The following is a 15699-nucleotide window of genomic DNA, read 5'->3' as shown; positions in this document are numbered from 1 at the left end:
TCCCATTTGCCGGGTAGGGATCATAAGACGAGGAGGATTTTCTCCGGCTCCAGGCAACGGCCTCCAGCAGGCTCGTGACTTGACCGCTTGGCTCTCGACCCGGGCTAGGAGGTGCCCTTGTTGTTTTGACCCGCTGCTCGCCCTCGGCCTATCTCAACAACCCCGACTTACGTCGCCGTGTTCGACCTCCTCGGCGCCGCCGCCAGCGATCCCATACCGCCCGCTTGGAGTCGCTGGTAAATCTCCTGGGTCGGGGCCAGCCAGATCGAGCCCGTCCCCCGGAACGTCTGGAGTAGCCCCTCGCCGCTGGTTAGCGTCCCCAGCAGACTTCGGGTGGACTTCTCGACTGAGAACTCGATCCGCCCGGTCCGCATCAGGGCGAAGTTGCCGTCCACCTGGAGCGTCTCGTCTTTCAGGTCGATCCGCAGCACCTCGTCGGCCGGCACTGGCGACTCCAGCACGCAGAGGCCAGTGCCTCTGATCCGGGTCTGGAACAGCCCCTCGCCGCCGAACAGGGCCGACGAGACGTTCTTCTGCATGGCCGTGCCGACGTCGAGCGAGCCCTGGCCGCAGTAGAACATACCCTTGTCGGCGACCACCTCCTCGGCGGCCAGCCGGTGGATGAGGAAGTGGCCGAACGACGGCTCCAGGTAGATTTGCCCGGTGCCCCGGTAGCGGGGCAGGATCGCCGCCTCCTTGGCGACGAACTTGTTCATCATCGCCTTGCCGAGCCCGGACACGCCGCCGACCTTGCTCTCCATCTGGACGTGGCCGAGCATGAAATGGAGGGCCCCCGACTCGACGATCGCCTCGCCCCCGTCCAGGGTGATGCGGACCTGCTTGAGCCGGATGCCGGCCTGCTCGGCGAAGTAGATGGTCGAGGCCGTCTGGGGGTCCCTGGAACCGCCGAGCTTGGAGTAGGCCAGGACCTCGACCCGGAAGCCCTCGGCCTCGGCCACGTCGATCACCTCGAAGTTGCCGCCCAACGGCGGGACCGAGGAGGGTCGCCTCGGTGCGGGGACGAAGACGCTGGCCCAGTCAGTCGTCATGGGCGGCGAGGGAGGGTTCGGGGTCGTCGGCCGGGACTGGGCGGCCCGGTCGAACAGCCCGGCAACCTTGGAGGCGAGTACCCAGGGGCCGTCGCCCTTCCTGACCTCGGTGTCGGGGGCGATCCTGCCGTCCGCAGCTTGCTGGACCAGTTCGGCGACGGAGATGGGGCCGAACACGGTGCCCATAACTTTGAAGAACCATTCGGCCGCCATCGCCGCTCCTGCTTCAGGACTCAACTTCAATGGGGCATCGGGCGGGAATCGGCGTATAACGACCATGGCCCGTGGCTAAACCCCCTCCAAAGTTTCATCATTCATGGGCCGGGCGTTCCGAGCAATCAGGGCATGATCTCGGCGCAAGAATGGAAGTGACGCTGCCGATCGTTGGAGATGCAACTTTGGCTGCCATCGGAGGTGGAGGCACGTTTAGCCCCTTGATTCGATCCGTCAACCGAGTTCTGTCCTCGAAAAATCTCCCTGATTTCTCCCCAGGATTCGTGCGAAATCGAGGGGAGAAGCAGGGAGTTGCGGGTAGTGATGGGGAATGCAAGAATTCCCCTAACTCATTGTCGCACGAGGCTTAGTCAATGCCGGCGGCCGGACTCGAACCGGCACGGGGGTTCCCCCCCGGAGGATTTTAAGTCCTCTGCGTCTGCCATTTCGCCACGCCGGCATGGATTCCGAAAGGTAGGTTATCAGATTTATTGCAAGCGAGCATGGCCCTCCTTCCCGGGGTTTCCAAACTTCGAGGGGTGGTTGGCCAAGGGAGGGGCGACTGTCGGGATTGCGAACGAAAGAGGGGCAGTGTGATTTGATCGGGATCCGGCCCAGCGTTCTGTGAGGGGTGAGTGGCGCAGGTTGGATGGGCACCGGGCGTCTCCATCCCCCAGGATCGGGGGGCGACCCGGCTTCCGGACATGTTGCGATCATGGGAGGATGGCTTCGGCCGGGAAGGGCTGGGCACCCCGGGGGGCACCGTCCCGGGCCGAAGCTCGGGGGGACTTAGCCCGAGGACCCGGGGGGAGGGACCGACTTCTCCCGGCGTTCGATCTCCTGGAGCCGCCGTTCGAGCCGGTCGATCTGGTCGAGGATCTCGCGGGGGATCGTCGGGCGGGGGGGCTCGGACGAAGGGGGAGGCCCGGGCGGGGAAGGGGAAGGGGCCGGCTTGCGAGCGGGGCGGGGGGCGAGCAGGACCGATACCCTGTGCGGGACCGAGTCGCGGAGGTAGTCCAGGTCGACCGTGGCCCCGGCCGCGAGGCGGTCGAGCCGATCCGTGAGGTCATCGCCCGATCGGATCTCGTGATCGGCCAGGGCGATGACCCGGTCCTTGGGCTGGAGCCCGGCACGGGCGGCCGGGCCGTCGGCGACCAGGCTCGACACGGCGGCACCGGGCTCGTCGGGCGAATCGGCCCCGAGGTGGATGCCCAGGTAGGCCCGACCCACCTTGCCGTAGGCCCGGAGCCGCCCGGCGATCCAGAGCGCCTCATCGGCGGGGATGGCGAAGCCGAGCCCGTGATCGCCCGAGGACTGGGCGTTGGGAGAGGCCAGGCCCCCGCGGACCAGCCCGAGCCACTCGCCCCGGAGGTCGGCCAGCAGGGCCCCATTGTCTCCCGGATGGATCGGCGCCTGGACCTGGATCAGGCCGCTCAGCGGGCTCGGCTCCAGGTCGAGCCGGCGGCCCAGGCCCGCGACGAACCCCCGGCCGACCGAATGTCCGAGCCCGTAGGGATTCCCGATCAGCAAGACCTCTTCGCCCAGGGTCGCGCCGCGCGACGATGGGCGGATCGGGATGATGTCGTCGGCGTCGACGTCCAGGAGCGAGAGGCCGGTCTCCGGGTCGGAGGCCAGCCACCGGGCCTTGTGCCGGTGGCCGGCCGAGTCGATGGCCCAGATCGTGGCGGCGCCGGTCGGCGCATCGACCTTGACCGAGAGGACGCCGCCCTGGTCGTCGACCACCACGCCGGTGGCCACCTTCCGGGATTCGGTGTCGCTGCCTCCATACTCGAGGGCCACCGTCGATGCCTGGGCCCGCAGCGCGGCATCGGCCAGGCTGATCGGCGGATTCGCGACCGTCGTCGCGGCCTCGATGGGCGAGCCTTCGGGGCGCGGCCAGGTCAGGAAGACCAGGGCCGCGCCGACCGGCAGGGCGAGCAGGAACACGAGGGTGCGGCGGGCGAGCCCGCGGTTGCGGCGGGCGAAGGCGACCAGGGATGAATGAGGGAGGAAGATCGAAGCCAACGGGGAAGACCCCCGGGCGGACGGGGCGATCGGTCGTCCGCCAGATTGAGGAGAGAAGCGGGATGATCCGCCGATCGCTTCGGGCGGAGCATCGGATGCACCGGCCCGGGGTCGGATCAATACGAACGCTGGGGGTCGCGTGCCCCGGAGCCTATCGGATATCCGTGGTCGAGAATATAGTCGACCCGGATATTGGGGGAACGGAACGGGTCATCGGACAGGGTCATGAGCTTCGGCGCCCGGGGCGACGCCTCGCGGGCCGCGCCCTGGGGCTTGGCGGGGAGCTTGGCCAGGCGATGGACCGTGAGGTCCGGGCCGGTCGCCACCCGGAGGGCCGGCGACGGGTCGATGGCCGGGACCGGGCCGGGGGTGGTCCGCCCCAGGACGAAGCCGACGGCCATGACGCCGCCCACGGCCAGGCCGAAGCTCAGGGCCGGCGAAGCCCGGGCGATCAGCCAGGACCAGGACCAGGCGGGCCGGGGGGCCGCGTGCCGGGACTGGCGGATCTGGCGTTCCAGGACCGGCCAGAGCGAGGGGGCCTCGCGGCGGGCCGGGGCCGCGGCCAGCGACCGGAGGGCCGAGAGGGCCTCCGACGCGTTGGATCGGCGATCCCGGCAATCGGGGCATCCGATCAGGTGCCGCTCCACCCGGCGGCGTTCGTCCACCGCCAGCTCGCCGCCATCGAGGAGCGGCAAGCGACGGAGGACCCAGGAACAAGACTTAATCCTCATCCTCGGCCTCCTCTCGTCGCGATAGTTCTTGACGGCGTTCCCAGTGCTCGCGAAACAGATCGCGGGCCTTGGAGAGCCTCCAGCGGATCGTGGCCTCGCGACGCCCCACGATGGCCGCCACTTCCGCCGACGAGAACCCTTCCAGGTCCCTGAGCACCAGGATGGTACGATAGGCGATCGGCAGTTTTTCCAGGATGAATTGCACCTCCTGGACCAACTCCGCCCGGATCCTCGGGTCGGGGTCGGGCAGGTCGTAGGCCCCCCGCCCGTCGTCGGCCGACCGATCGATCGAAGTCGGTGTGGGCGGCTCGTGGCGTCGGAGCGCGTCGAGCGTCAGGTTCACGCCGATCCGGAAGAGCCACGGGCCGAACCGCCGCGACGTGTCGAAGCGATCCAGGCGATTGTAGACCTTCCAGAACGTCTCCTGGGCCAGGTCGCGGGCCATCTCCTCGTCGCGGACCAGGCGGCCCAGGACGCGGATCAGGGCCCGTTCGTAGCGGAACACCAGGGTGGTGAAGGCCCGATCGTCGCCGTCGCGGGCGAGCTCGACGAGGCGGGCATCGCCGGCCTCCTCGATGCGTGACGCGGGCGTGGACGCCAGTTCCCCCCGAGTCTCCTCAAGGTCTGCCATGTCCGATGGTCGCCCGAATTCTCTCACCTTGATCATCGCCGGCCCTCCTGACTCCCTTTATGATACGGGGGGACACCCCTCTTCCGTTGGGGTTTTTCCTGAGGACGGCCCCGCGTCCGGGCCGGGGGACCGCGTTTTTTGTTGCCCGAATGGAACGTCCCGGGATGAGCCGGCCGATTTCCCGCATGCCATGACCACCCCGCAGCGACCGATTTCCCTGTGCACGCCCGAGTTGCGGCCCCAGGCCCTGTCCGTCCTGTATCGTCGCGTCCCGGCATCGCTCCGCGAACATCTGGTCGCGGAGGCGATGGCCGAGGCCGATGCCGGGCGGGTCGACCTGTCGGGCCTGTGGGCGGCCCGGCGCCGGGGGCGGATCGCCGGGGTGCTGCTGACCCAGACACTGGCCGGGCGGGCCGCGGCGGTCTGGGCCCCGGAGGTGGAGCCGATCTGGGGCCGGGGGGCGCTGGCCGCCGGCCTGATCCGGGTCGCCCTGGATGACATGCGGGAACGGGGCGTCGCGATCGCCCAGGCCCTGGTCGATCGCGACGCCCCCCGCGCCGCGGCGGCCGACCTGACCCGGGGCGGCCTCCCCCGGACCACCGTGCTGACTTACATGCACCGGAGGACGGCCACGCCGCTCGAACATCCGTCCTCGCCCGGCTTCGTCTGGCGACCGCTCTGCGACGACACCGAGGCCGAGTTCCGCTCCGTGCTGGAGCGGACCTACGCCGGGAGCCTGGACATGCCCGAGTTGGAGGGGGTCCGGTCGCTCGACGACGTGATGGCCAGCCACCGCGCCGCCGGGCGGTTCGACCCGTCCCGGTGGCGGGTCGGCACCGTGCCCGGCGAGCCCGAGGCCGGCGCGGTGATCCTGCTGTCGGAGGTCCCCGACCGCGACGCCTGGGAGGTTGCCTACCTCGGGCTGACCCCGGCGGCCCGGGGCCGGGGGCTGGGCCGAGCGGCCCTGGCGCACGGCCTGGACCTGGCGCGGGCCTCGGCCTCGCGGCTGGAACTGGCCGTCGACGATCGGAACCACCCGGCCCGGAAGCTCTACGATGCCGCCGGCTTCGTCCCGTTCGACCGCCGCGCCGTCCACCTGGCCGTCCTGCGGCGCGACGGATGAGCGGCGGCCGTCCGGCGGGGCGGTTCAGGCCACCGGCTTGGTGCCGTCCGGGGCGGAGTGGCGGATGATGTCGCCTTCCTTGAGATAGATGACGGCCTCGGCGATGTTGGTCGCGTGGTCGGCGACCCGCTCCAGGTTGCGGGCGGCGTTGATGAGCCGGAGCCAGGCGTCCAGACGCTCCGGGTCCTCGCGGATCGCCTGCTTCAGCCCCTCGACCACCGAGCGGCGGCGGCGGTCGACCCGGCGGTCGCCGGCGATCACGGCGCGGGCCAGGCTGACATCCCCCTGGGCCAGGGCGTCCAGGCTCTCGCGGACCTGCTCCAGGGCCTCGGTGGCCATGGTCTCCATCTCGATCGGCAGGGCGCGGCCGAGCGGGGCGCGGGCCAGCTTGCGCGCCCTCTTGGCGATGTGCTGCGCGAGGTCGGCCATCCGCTCCAGGTCGCTGTTGATCCGCAGGATCGCCGCGACCCGCCGCAGGTCCGACGCGACCGGCTGGTGGAGGGCCAGGACCTTCAGGCAATCTCGCTCGATCTGGACCTCCCAGCGGTCGATCATCGGCTCGCCGGACTTCACCTCCGTCGCCAGCTCGGGGTTGCCGTCGATCAGGGCCCGGACGCTGTTATTCAGGGTGGCCTCGACCACCGCGGCCAGCTTCAGCACCTGGCCCCAGAGCCCCTCCATGTCGCGGACGAAATGGCGGCCCACGGTGGCCCGCTCCGCCTGCCACTCGGCCCCCCAGCCCATCCCGTCTTGTTCCGGCATCAAGTCGCCTCCCCGACCGGGCGAGATCGGCCCGGCTTTTCCGATGAGATCGCCCGTCGATCACGAATCGATCCAGTCTAGCCGCCCCCCCCGGCCAGGTTAAGTCCAACCCGGCGACATTCATCAATCTCTCACGATCGGATCCCCGCCGGACTGGACGAGCACTTGCAGATGTTCTGATCCCTGCGAATGGCCTCCGGCCCGCCGGGCGCAAGGACTTCGGAGCCTCGTTGCAATCTCTGCCCCGTTATCCTATCTTGATCCATTCTCACGACAGCCCGCCGCCCATCGGGCGGTCCCACCCTCCCACGCCCTCATCCCGAGGTAGATCGCGACCCATGCCCCATCATCCGCCCTCCGCCCGGCGCCGCGGCTTCACGCTGATCGAATTGCTGGTGGTCATCGCCATCATCGCCGTGCTGATCGCATTGCTGCTGCCGGCCGTGCAGGCGGCGCGCGAGGCCGCCCGCCGCGCCCAGTGCACCAACAACCTGAAGCAGATCGGCCTGGCGATGCATAATTATGAATCGGCCAATGGATCGTTCCCGCCCGCGAAGCTGTGGTCCGCCACGATCGCCACCCCCGCGCCGGGCACCGGGCCGAACGATCCCGGCGGGCAGGGGCTCGTCCTCAACACGACCGCCTTCGCGATGATCCTCAGCTACGTCGAGCAGGGGCCGCTGTCCAACGCCTATAATTTCAGCCTCCCTTCGTGCGCGTCGACCAACGCGGCCCCGAATACTACCCTCGTCGGCGGGGTCATGGCCTACCTGGCCAACACCACGACGACCAGCAGCGTGATCTCCAGCTATGTCTGCCCGTCCGAGGTGACCGTCGCCCCGATGAACGCCACGACCGCCTCCACGAGCGCCGGCCTCTACAGCGGGTGGAAGAGCCAGCGCACCAACTATCTGCTCCCGGCCGGGCGTTACTTCGAGGCCTACAATGGGAACCGGATCGGCGGGCGCCCCGCCGACGGCGGCGTCTTCTCCGGGTGCGACCTCGCGACCAAGATCTCCGACATCCCCGACGGGACCAGCAACACGACCCTGGTCCTCGAATCGCGGCAGGAGAAGACCGTCGTCGGCTATGGCGGATACTGGGGCCAGGGCCTCTGGACCTCGACCCATGCGATGATCTACGACTCGAACCCCACCAACAAGGCCTCGTACGACAGCCGATGGCCGAGCACCATGCCCAACGCCCCGGCGTTGCTCTCGCAGGTGGCCAACAATCCCCGCCGGCTCGGCTATGCCTGGTCGACGGGCAGCCTCCACCCCGGCGGCATGAACGCCGCGTTCGCCGACGGGAGCGTCAAGTTCATCAAGAACGCGATCAGCCCGATCACCTGGTTCGCGATCAACACGATCGGCAACGGCGAGGTCGTGAGCGCCGACGCGTTCTGACCCGGGCCTGTGGCGAGCCCACGCCGGCCGCATCCCCCGGCATCGGCGTGGGCCGCACCATCCCCTCCTGCCTCACCCATCCCAGACGAGGTTCCGCGATGACGAACCGGGCGATTCCGGTCGTGGGCAAGCTGGCCATCCTGTTCTCCTGGGCGGCGATCCTGTCGGGGTGCGGCGAATCCGGCCCGTCTCCGGTCAAGGTCACCGGGGTCGTGACCCTGGACGGCAAGCCCGTGGAAGGGGCGGTCGTCTCGTACCTGCCCGACCCGGCCAGCCCGGGGGCGCGGCCGGCCGAGGCGCTGACCGGCGCGGATGGGAGCTATCGACCCGAGACCGACGGCCGGACCGGGGTCATCCCCGGCAAATACCATATCGTCGTGACCAAGGCCCCGCCCCTCCCCGAATCCGTCGCCAAGGACGAGGCACTCAAGGACGACCCGTACATGGCCCAACTCTCGGCCGGCATGCTCGACAGCCGCGCCAAGAAGCCGGCCGGCACGATCGATGCCTCGTTCGATCGCGAGGTCACCGCCGAGGGCGGCGCGTTCGACCTCGACGTCAATTCGAAGGCGGCCCCGGCCAAGTGACGCATCCAGAACCATCACCCGGATGACCGGCGATCTCCCATGAAATCGACCCGAATCGCAGCGGACGTGCGCCTCATCCTCTGGCCCGCCGTGGTCCTGGCCGCGGCGGCCTTCTTCCCCGGCGGGGCGACGGCGGACGAACCGAAGGGCCGGGATCCCGGGGCGATCCCGAGGCTATCGCGGGATGATTTGCTGACCTACCGGGGCCCGGGCGGGGCCATGGCGCCGGTCAAGGACCGGGAGGGCTGGCTCGAACGGCGAAAGGAGATCCTCGCCGGGATGCAGGCGGTCATGGGTCGGCTGCCCGGCGCGGAGAAGCGGTGCCCGCCCGACATGAAGGTCGAGGAGGAAACGGACTGCGGCTCCTACGTCCGCAGGCTGATCACCTACGCCTCGGAGCCCGGGAGCCGGGTGCCGGCGTACCTGCTGATCCCCAAGTCCGTGCTCCGGGGGGACGGCGCCCGGGCCCCGGCCGTCCTCTGCCTGCACGGGACCGACAACGTCGTCGGGCACGGCACGGTGGTCGGCATCGGCGGCAAGGCCAACCGGGCCTACGCCAGCGAACTGGCCGAACGCGGCTATGTGACGCTGGCCCCCAACTACCCGCTCCTGGCGAAGTACCAGCCCGACCTGAAGGCCCTGGGCTGGGAGAGCGGGACGCTCAAGGCGGTCTGGGACAACATGCGAGGGCTCGACCTGCTGGAGACGCTCCCCTACGTGAAGCCGGGGGGCTTCGGGGCGATCGGCCACTCCCTGGGCGGTCACAACTCGGTCTACACCGCCGTGTTCGATGACCGGATCCGGGCCGTGGTGTCGAGTTGCGGGCTCGACTCGTTCCTGGATTATTACGGCGGAGACCCCAAGGTCTGGCAGCCCGAGAAGGGTTGGACCCAGACCCGGTACATGCCCCGCCTGGCCGACTATCGCGGCCGGCTCGCGGAGATCCCGTTCGACTTCTCCGAGTTGATCGGCGCGCTGGCCCCCCGCCCGGTCCTGATCGTCGCCCCGGTCGGGGACAGCAACTTCCGGGCGGACAGCGTCGACCGGGTCGTCGCGGCGGCCCGCCCGGTCTTCGCGCTCTACGGGCGGCCCGGGAACCTCCAGGTCGAACATCCCGAGGGCGGCCACGACTTCCCGCCCGCCATGCGTGAAGCGGCCTACCAGCTATTCGACGCGACCCTGCGGTGAACCGCGCAGGACATCGACGCGAAAGGCCCCCGGGGTTGATCCCGGGGGCCTTCGAGTTCCGCCGCGAGCCGAGGGGTTCGGCTCAATACTTCCGGCCGTGGCCGGGGGGGCCGAGGCCGGCGGGCGTGGCGTAGATGGTGTCGGGCGGGATGCGGTCGCCGGGGCGGTAGTAGCCCAGGTCGTACTCGGCCTCCCATGGGGGATCGACGATCATCTTGATCGGTAAGGTCCCGATCTGGAAGCAGTAGAGCCCGATCGAGGCGAACGGCTGGAGGATCTGGTTCCTCTGGTTCGACTGCTTCGGGTCGTCCAGCGGGTAGGAGAAGAACCGGCCGTTCGGGCCGAGGGCCTGCTCGGCGCTCTGTCCGTAGCGTTCCAGGACGGCATCCTGGAAGTAGAGGGGCATGTGGCAGGTGGCGGCCGCGGCCCAGTACTTCCGGTTCGCGCCCCAGTCGCGGGCGGCCAGCGTCTCGAATTCCTCGGGGACCGGGATCCGGCGGAGCGGCCGGGCCTCGGTCGGGCTCGGGGCCCGGGGCAGTTCGAGCCGGGTCGACCCCTGGATCGGGGCCATGGGGGCCATGGGGTCGTTGGGGTCGACCGTATCAGTCGTCTGCGGGCGATTGATGAGCTGCCGGTCCTCGTCGGGCTGGCGTTGGGCGATCCGCTCGACCTCTTCCTGGAGCTTGGGGGTCAGGATCGGCGAGTAGGGCGACACGCTCGGCGCCCGGGTGGACTGGCGCGGCTCGGTGGCGGTGTCCGAGGGCAGGGGGGGCAGCGCGTCGGCCTCGGGCGGGGGCGCGGGCTCGACCGGGGCCTCGGGGAATGCCGCCGGCTGCGGCATCGCGTCGCCCGGGGCCAGGGCCACGGGCGTGGGCGACGGCTCGGGCATCGGCAAGCCCTGGGGCTCGTCGGGGGGCAGGGCCAGCGTCGGCGCGGCGGCCGGATCGACAAGCGCGGGGGCCTCGGCGGGGGCCGCCGGCTCGGGGTTGGCCGCCGGGATCGGGGCCGCTTCGAATCCGCTCGGGCTGGCCACCGGCAGTTCGGCCGGGGCCGCCGCCGGGGCGGGCAACTCCGGCATGGCCGGGGGCAGTTCGGACGGGGCCGTCGGCTCCGGCGAGGCCGGGCTGGCGGGCGGCAGCTCGGCCGGGGCGGGGACCTCCGGCGTGGCCACCTCGGCCAGGGCCGCGGGCGGCTCGGCGGCGGCGGGGGCCTCGGCGGGGAGGGCGACCATCGGGGCGCCATCACCCATCGCGGCCGGCGTGGACGGCGGGAGGCTGGGCAGCGAAGCCGCCTCGGCGCCGAAGACGGGCGCGGACGATTCCGCCGGGATCGGCTTGGGGACCGGGGCCGCGGCGGCCATCTCCAGGGTGGCGGCGGTCAGCACGACCGGCTCGGCCGCCGGGGCCGGTTCCTCGGCGGGCGGGGCCTGGGCCAGGGCGAAGGCCCCGGACTGGACCTTGGCGCGGCCCTTGTTGGAGGCCACGCGGGGGGCGTTGACCGGCTCGCGGAGCCCTTCCTGGGCCCGGGCGATCGCCTGCTTCAGCGTCTTCCGCTCGGCGTCGTTGAGTTCCGCCTGCCGCGCCTCGACGGCGCGGAGGAAGCTCAGCGCCCGGCCGTATTCGCGGTAGGCGAGGTAGTCCATGCCGTTGCGGAGCAGATACCGCGCGGGGCGGCCCAGCATGGTCGGGTTGGCCTCGTCGGCGGCGGGGGCCGCCGCGCGGGGCGGTGCGGGTTGTTGGGCCCCGGCGAGCGGGGTCGAGAGCCCGATCGCCGCGAGCGCCGCGGTCAGGGCCGAAGTGGGGCGACGCAAGCCACGCCTCCTTGCTGGCTGGTCCCGGCCCGGCGAGAAGCCGACGGGCCGGGGCGATGCGTTCGATTCGATCGAGTTCATACGTCAAACCCTGCAACCTGGCGGGTCAGCGGATCGGGCCCCGCATCATGCGGGGCCTCGGCCGGACTCGCCCTCACTCGCGAAGCTGGAGTAGTTGGGGGCTTCCTGGGTGATCATGATGTCGTGCGGGTGGCCTTCCTGCACCGAGGCGCCGGTCACTTGAATGAATCGGGCGTTGGTCCTCAACTCCTCGATGGTCCGGGTGCCGCAATAGCCCATGCCGGCCCGGATGCCGCCGACGAGCTGGAACACGTATTCGGCCAACGACCCCTTGTAGGGCACGCGGCCTTCGACCCCTTCCGGGACGAGCTTCTGGGTGGCGGTGGCCTTGCCGTCGGCGCTCTTGGTCGCGTCCTGGCGGTAGCGTTCGTGCGAGCCCTTGGCCATCGCGGCCAGCGAGCCCATGCCGCGGTAGGATTTGAAGGTCCGGCCGCGATAGATGATCGTGTCGCCGGGGCTCTCGGCCAGCCCGGCGAACAGGCCGCCGATCATGACCGAGTGGGCGCCGGCGGCCAGCGCCTTGGTGATGTCGCCCGAATAGCGGATGCCGCCGTCGGCGATGATCGGCACCCGTCCGGCGGCCGCCTTGGCGGCCTGGTAGACGGCGGTGATCTGGGGCACGCCGACGCCCGAGACGACCCGCGTGGTGCAGATCGACCCCGGCCCGATCCCGACCTTGATGGCGTCGGCCCCCGCGTCGATCAACGCCTTGGTCCCCTCGGCGGTGGCCACGTTGCCGGCCACGACCTCGATGTCGAAGTCCTGCTTGATCCGGCGGACGGTCTCGATCACGTTCCGGCTGTGCCCGTGGGCCGAATCCACGATCAGGACGTCGACGTCGGCCTCCAGCAGCGACTGGATCCGCTCGAAGTCCATGACGCCCACCGCCGCGCCGACGCGGAGGCGGCCGCGGCCGTCCTTGCACGCATTCGGGTAGCGCTGGAGCTTGTCGATGTCCTTGATCGTGATCATGCCCTTCAGTCGATACTCATCGTCCACCAGCAGGAGTTTCTCGACCTTATTCTTCGTCAAAATCCGATCGGCCTCCTCCAGGCTGGTGTTCTCCCGCGCCGTGACCAGGTTGGCCTTGGTCATGACCTCCTCGATCCGGAGGTCGTTGCTCTCCAGGAAGCGGAGGTCGCGGCGGGTGAGGATGCCCCGGAGGATGCCGTTGACGGTGATCGGCACGCCCGAGATGTGGTGCCCTTCCATGATCTCGCGGGCCTGCGCCACCGTGGCGGACGGGGGCAGCGTGATCGGGTCGACGATGATCCCGTTCTCGGACCGCTTGACCTTGTCGACCTCGCGGGTCTGCTCCTCGATCGACAGGTTCTTGTGGATCACGCCCAGCCCGCCTTCCTGCGCCAGCGCGATGGCCAACTCCGCCTCGGTGACGGTGTCCATCGGGCTCGACAGGATCGGGATGTTGAGCGGGATCTTCTTGGTGAGCTGGGTCTTGGTGTCGACCTGCTTGGGGAGCAGGTCGGAGTAGCCGGGCTCCAGCAGGACATCGTCGAAAGTGATGCCCTGATAGGCGATGCGATCCTGCACGGGAAAAGCCTCCGGACCCGACGTGATGGGGGAAGTTCCGCTTCCGGCGTCGGGTCAACTTAAGGTGCCTTTCCCGGTCCATTAGACCCCCATTCGCCCCGACCGGCAACCCCAACCGCGGCATCGGTTCGGCGCACGGGCCTCCCTCCCTGGCCTGGACCGTGGGGGGGCCGAGCCTTCCGGTGATGTCGCCCGGCCGGCCCGAGGTCACGCGAACCGGATCCGTCGATCCCCGGGAACCCAGGGGACAGGCCGGTGACGGCACCGACGAGTTATCGTTATCATGTCGGTCCGGGAGCGAGGCCCCCGGCCCCGTCGCCCGGTTCTTCCGGGCGGTGACCGCCCAGGGATCATCCCCCCCATGCCCCATCCCGATGCACGAACCTCGACGCGGCGTATGCTGGGCACGCTGGTCGTGGCCGCGTTGTCCGCCCTCGCCGGGTTCGGGCTTGTCGGAGCCGCGGCCCTCGGATTCCAGGCCGCCCTCGACGCAGCCCTCAATGATCCAGACTGGGAGTCTCGCGGCGGATTGGCCCGCGGTCGCCCGGTCGCCGTCGTGGCGGAGTGCGATGCGAGGCCTTGTCGCGGGAAGATTCCCACGTCCGGGGAGGAGTTCTATGGCGAGGTGGAACCCGGGCCGATGATGGGCATCCGCGTCGATGCGAACACCCCCGCGATGGTGCGGTTCGATTCGGGCGATAGCGACGCCACGGCGAATCGGGCCGTTGTCATCGAAATCCTGGCGGGAAAGCATGCCGGCATGGTCGTGGCCCTGCCTCGGGGACGCATCCGCGAGCGGTGATGGCCGGAATCCCACGCATCGTCGGGCGAACGATCGGTTCGAGACTCGCCCCCAAACATATCGGCCGGTGCTGGGCGAGCCACAGTCCGATCCGTTCCCTTCCCGATCTCCGAAGATCGATCACGCCCGAGGTTGACCGAGCGGAGGGTACCCCCTATCGGTTCGGTGTTACGTTGTGTAGTTTCGTAATACCAAACGCGGCCCGCTCTTGATTCCCGCCGCTTCTTGGACTCCGGGGGTTCGTTGCAACCGCCGCATGGCGAGGGTCTCCGCTCCGATGTCCATCCCGATGGGTCGCCCGCCATGGTCCTGAGCATCGCCCGCAAGGAGTTCGTCGACCTGACCCGCGACGGCCGGTTCCGGTGGGCGTCGGCGATCGTGGCGGTGTTGCTCGTGGTCGCGACGGCGGCGGGCTGGCGGAACTGGCGGGACGTGCGCGAGGAGCACGACCGGGCCCAGGCCGAGGCGCGGGGGCAGTTCGAGGGGCAGGAGGAGAAGAACCCGCACGCCGCGGCCCATTATGGCCTCTATGTGTTCAAGCCCAAGCCGATGCTGGCGTTGTTCGACTCCGGGGTCGACCCCTACACCGGGGTCTCGGTCTACCTGGAGGCTCACCGCCGCAACGAGGTCCGGGACCGGCCGGCGCGCGACGCCACGGCGTTGCAGAGGTTCGGCGAGCTGACGCCCGCGTCGGTGCTCCAGATGCTGGTGCCTTTGCTGATCATCTTCCTGGCGTTCCCCGCGATCGCCGGGGAGCGCGAGCAGGGGACGCTGCGGCAGGTGATGAGCCTGGGCGTGCGGCCTTCGACGCTGATGGCGGGCAAGGCGCTGGGTCTGGCCGCCGCCCTGGGGCTGATCCTGGTGCCGGCGGCGGTGCTGGGGGGGACCCTGCTGGCGATGGGGAGCACGGGGCCGGAGCACGCCGGGCCGGACGCGCTGGCCCTGGGGGCCGGGTATCTCCTGTATCTCGGGATCTTCCTGGCCGGCTCGCTGGCGGTTTCCGCCCGGTCCCGGACCTCGCGGGGTGCCCTGGTAGTGCTGCTGGGCTTCTGGATCGCCAATGCCATGATCGCCCCCCGGCTGGCGACCGACCTCGCCCGCCGCGCGGTGGGGACGCCGTCGTCGGCGGAGTTCGCCGCGGCGATCCAGAGGGACATCAAGGGCGGGATCAACGGCCACGACCCCGAGGACCGCCGGCTCGACCGGCTCAAGCAGGAGTTGTTCCGGAAGCACGGCGTGGCGACGGTCGAGGAACTGCCGATCAACTTCCAGGGGGTCGCCCTCCAGGCGGGCGAGGAGTACGGCCACGCCGTCTATGATCGCCATTACGGGGCCCTCCGCGACGCCTTCGACCGCCAGGACGCGATCCGGGCCGGGCTGGGCCTCGCGTTCCCGAGCCTGGCGATCCGCGACCTGTCGATGGCCCTGGCCGGGACCGACAACCGCCACGCCCGCGACTTCGCCGACGCGGCCGAGGCCTACCGCCGCGACCTCGTGCGGGCCCTGAACAAGGACCTGGAGGTGAACGGGGCCGACCTGGGCTTCATGTACCAGGCCGGCCCGGACCTGTGGCGGTCGATGCCCCGGTTCGACTACGAGCCCCCGGGCCTGGTCGCGACGCTCCGCCATCAGTGGTTGGCCTGGCTCTCCCTGGCGGCGTGGTCCGCCGGCCTCCTGTCCCTGGCCCGGCGGTCGGCCCGCCGGCTCCGGGTCGACGCCTAACCCCGGGAAGGACCGTTC

General features: G+C 70.3%; 13 protein-coding genes and 1 tRNA gene. 6 read left to right on the top strand and 8 right to left on the bottom strand.

Going from position 1 to position 15699, the window contains the following annotated elements; genetic code table 11:
* Positions 1-167: 167 nt before the first annotated feature.
* From TA3x_RS27865 to TA3x_RS27845, 5 genes are all read right to left on the bottom strand, one after another.
* Positions 168-1262: an AIM24 family protein gene (locus TA3x_RS27865; protein ID WP_435017950.1), complete on the bottom strand. Its 1095-nt coding sequence runs from the start codon at positions 1260-1262 to the stop codon at positions 168-170.
* A gap of 375 nt (positions 1263-1637) precedes the next feature.
* Positions 1638-1722: transfer RNA gene (locus TA3x_RS27860), tRNA-Leu, on the bottom strand.
* Positions 1723-2051: 329 nt separating this feature from the next.
* Positions 2052-3287, bottom strand: coding sequence for a S1C family serine protease (locus TA3x_RS27855; protein WP_435017949.1), 1236 nt, complete (start codon positions 3285-3287; stop codon positions 2052-2054).
* Between the two features lie 116 nt (positions 3288-3403).
* The gene (locus TA3x_RS27850) at positions 3404-4018 is read right to left on the bottom strand and encodes a zf-HC2 domain-containing protein (RefSeq protein ID WP_435017948.1); all 615 of its coding nucleotides are present in this window, start codon (positions 4016-4018) and stop codon (positions 3404-3406) included.
* Positions 4008-4649, bottom strand: a complete 642-nt coding sequence (locus TA3x_RS27845) for an RNA polymerase sigma factor (RefSeq protein WP_435017947.1) — start codon at positions 4647-4649, stop codon at positions 4008-4010. The genes TA3x_RS27850 and TA3x_RS27845 overlap by 11 nt, the downstream gene beginning before the upstream one ends.
* A 190-nt stretch (positions 4650-4839) precedes the next feature.
* Here TA3x_RS27845 and TA3x_RS27840 point away from each other — a divergent pair, with 190 nt between their 5' ends.
* Positions 4840-5772 (top strand): GNAT family N-acetyltransferase, encoded by a 933-nt coding sequence (locus tag TA3x_RS27840; protein WP_435017946.1) that lies wholly within the window; start codon positions 4840-4842, stop codon positions 5770-5772.
* A 24-nt stretch (positions 5773-5796) separates the two neighbouring features.
* Here TA3x_RS27840 and phoU read toward each other — a convergent pair whose 3' ends face one another.
* On the bottom strand, positions 5797-6534 hold the full coding sequence (gene phoU / locus TA3x_RS27835; protein ID WP_435017945.1) for a phosphate signaling complex protein PhoU: 738 nt from the start codon (positions 6532-6534) through the stop codon (positions 5797-5799).
* 338 nt (positions 6535-6872) lie between these two features.
* Between phoU and TA3x_RS27830 the strand changes: the two genes are divergently transcribed.
* The 3 genes from TA3x_RS27830 to TA3x_RS27820 all read left to right on the top strand — a co-directional run bounded on the left by TA3x_RS27830 (position 6873) and on the right by TA3x_RS27820 (position 9715).
* Complete coding sequence (locus TA3x_RS27830) at positions 6873-7940, top strand: DUF1559 domain-containing protein (protein ID WP_435017944.1); 1068 nt, start codon at positions 6873-6875, stop codon at positions 7938-7940.
* 98 nt (positions 7941-8038) lie between these two features.
* Positions 8039-8527 (top strand): carboxypeptidase-like regulatory domain-containing protein, encoded by a 489-nt coding sequence (locus tag TA3x_RS27825; protein ID WP_435017943.1) that lies wholly within the window; start codon positions 8039-8041, stop codon positions 8525-8527.
* A gap of 39 nt (positions 8528-8566) precedes the next feature.
* Positions 8567-9715, top strand: a complete 1149-nt coding sequence (locus TA3x_RS27820; RefSeq protein ID WP_435017942.1) for an alpha/beta hydrolase family protein — start codon at positions 8567-8569, stop codon at positions 9713-9715.
* A gap of 82 nt (positions 9716-9797) precedes the next feature.
* Here the strand turns inward: TA3x_RS27820 and TA3x_RS27815 are convergent, their stop codons facing one another.
* Positions 9798-11525, bottom strand: a complete 1728-nt coding sequence (locus TA3x_RS27815) for a hypothetical protein (protein ID WP_435017941.1) — start codon at positions 11523-11525, stop codon at positions 9798-9800.
* A gap of 126 nt (positions 11526-11651) precedes the next feature.
* On the bottom strand, positions 11652-13157 hold the full coding sequence (guaB, locus tag TA3x_RS27810; RefSeq protein ID WP_435017940.1) for an IMP dehydrogenase: 1506 nt from the start codon (positions 13155-13157) through the stop codon (positions 11652-11654).
* Positions 13158-13518: 361 nt separating this feature from the next.
* Here guaB and TA3x_RS27805 point away from each other — a divergent pair, with 361 nt between their 5' ends.
* Positions 13519-13959 (top strand): hypothetical protein, encoded by a 441-nt coding sequence (locus TA3x_RS27805; RefSeq protein ID WP_435017939.1) that lies wholly within the window; start codon positions 13519-13521, stop codon positions 13957-13959.
* Positions 13960-14262: 303 nt separating this feature from the next.
* Positions 14263-15681: a DUF3526 domain-containing protein gene (locus TA3x_RS27800; RefSeq protein ID WP_435017938.1), complete on the top strand. Its 1419-nt coding sequence runs from the start codon at positions 14263-14265 to the stop codon at positions 15679-15681.
* Positions 15682-15699 lie beyond the last annotated feature (18 nt).

The organism is Tundrisphaera macrotermitis (genome assembly GCF_051175315.1).
In the GTDB taxonomy this organism is placed as follows: domain Bacteria; phylum Planctomycetota; class Planctomycetia; order Isosphaerales; family Isosphaeraceae; genus Tundrisphaera.
The sequence above is the reverse complement of the archived record's forward strand: the minus strand, read 5'-3'. Positions and strand labels throughout refer to the sequence as shown.